Consider the following 1,963-nt stretch of genomic DNA (forward strand, 5'->3'; position numbering starts at 1 on the left):
GCGGGCGCCGCGGCTGCCTCGAGACGGTGCTCTCGGTGCCCGCCCTGCGCCGTCGCGTGGCAGGGCTCGACGAGCAGGCCGCGGCCGTCGCCCTGGCGTCCGTCGGCCGACGGCTCGGGATCGTCCTGGCCCCGGTGGTCAGCGCCCTCAACCTCGCGGACGTGGTCATGAGCGGCCCGGCCGAGCTCCTGGCGGGGCCCCTGCGCGACACCGCCCTCGCGACCCTCCGCGAGCGCACCATGCCGGTCATCAGCGAGGGGCTGTCGCTGCGGATGACCACGCTCGGCGAGGACGGTGCCCTCAGCGGGGCGGCCGTGCTCGTGCTGTCCGGTCAGCTCGGGGTCTCGTGAGGACCCCGAGCCGACCACCTGCAGGTCGGAGAACACAACCCCCAGACGACGCACCTCGCGCCGTCTCGCCTCGGGAAGGAACCCCCACCATGACCATCGTACGGAGCAGCAGGATCGCCCTGCCCCTCGTCGCCCTCCTCGCCCTCACGGCGTGCGCGGGCGACGCCGAGACCACCCCCGAGGGACCCGACGACGCGGCCAGCACCCCCGAGGCCGCCGAGATCCGCCTCTGGCTCAACGGCGCCGACACCCCGCAGGAGCTGCGCGACCACCTCATCGAGACCTTCGCTGCCGAGAACCCGGGCTCGACCCTCGTCATCGAGGAGCAGGACTGGAACGGCCTGGTCCCGCGGCTGCAGACCGCCCTGGCCTCGGAGCAGCAGTCCCCCGACGTCGTCGAGATCGGCAACACCCAGGCGCCGACCTTCGCCTACGCCGGAGCCTTCGCCGACCTGACCGACCTGTACGAGGAGGTCGGCGGGGAGGACCTCCTCCAGGGCTTCGTCGAGGCCGGCTCGGTCGACGGCACGGTGTACGCCCTCCCCTACTACTCGGGGGCCCGCGCGGTGTTCTACCGGACGGACCTCTTCGAGGCCGCCGGGGTCGCCGAGCCCACCACGCTGGCCGAGTTCACCGACGCGGCCGTCGCCCTGCAGGAGGCCAACCCCGAGGGGACCGACAACTTCTCCGGGTTCTGGTTCCCCGGGCAGGACTGGTACAACGGCACCGCCTGGGTCTACACGCACGGCGGCGACCTCGCGGTCCAGGAGGGCGACCAGTGGGTCGGCGCCCTCTCGAGCCCCGAGTCCCAGGAAGGGCTCGCCGAGGTGCAACGGCTCTTCACCGAGGCGACCAACGCCCCCCGTGACGCTGACTCCAACGAGCCCTGGGTGCCCTTCAACAACGGTGAGGCCGGGATGTTCTCGGCCCCGACGTGGGCGCGCTGGAGCATCGACCTGCCCGAGTGCAACGAGGGCGTCGACCCCGAGGACTCCTCCCCCGAGGCCGAGGAGGCCCGCGCGGCCCAGGCCGCCTGCAACGACGAGCTCACGGGCGTCTTCGCCCTGCCAGGGCTCACCGAGGGCGAGGCCGCGACGGTCTTCGCCGGCGGGTCCAACATCGCGATCCCGACCAACTCCCAGCACCCCGAGCTCGCACGGAGCCTGCTCGAGATCATGTTCGCCGAGGAGTACCAGACGATGCTCGCCGAGAACGGGCTCATCCCGGCCAACAGCCAGTACGCCGACGCCCTGGGCGACGACCGGTACGCGACGGCCGCCCTCGACGCAGCCCTGGGGGCCAAGCTCACCCCGGCCGCCGAGAGCTGGGCCGACGTCGAGGGGGCGCGCCTGCTCGAGGACTTCTTCCAGCAGATCGCCAACGGCACGGACCCGACCGAGGCCGCCGCCGAGACCGACCGCCTCATCGCGGACACGCTCAACTGAGGCACGGGGCGCGCCGGGCCCTGCCGGCGCGCCCCGCTCGCTCAGCCCCCACCCGTCGTCGGAGCCCTGAGGAACCCGCATGCCCCCCTCCCGCAGCGCCCCCGTGCCGGTGGTCCCAGCCCCGCCGGCGCCGGTCGCCCCGGCCCCCGGTGTCGCCCCCGGTGGCCG

1 protein-coding gene and 1 pseudogene are annotated in these 1,963 nt (G+C 73.9%); both read left to right on the forward strand.

Annotated elements, in window-relative coordinates; all coding sequences use genetic code 11:
* Positions 1-350, forward strand: a pseudogene (locus L0B03_RS17165) (ROK family transcriptional regulator); the annotation flags it as partial.
* 89 nt (positions 351-439) lie between these two features.
* On the forward strand, positions 440-1,795 hold the full coding sequence (locus tag L0B03_RS17170) for an extracellular solute-binding protein (RefSeq protein WP_250448135.1): 1,356 nt from the start codon (positions 440-442) through the stop codon (positions 1,793-1,795).
* The last annotated feature ends 168 nt before the right edge of the window (positions 1,796-1,963 follow it).

The organism is Actinotalea sp. C106 (assembly GCF_023630195.1).
In the GTDB taxonomy this organism is placed as follows: domain Bacteria; phylum Actinomycetota; class Actinomycetes; order Actinomycetales; family Cellulomonadaceae; genus Actinotalea.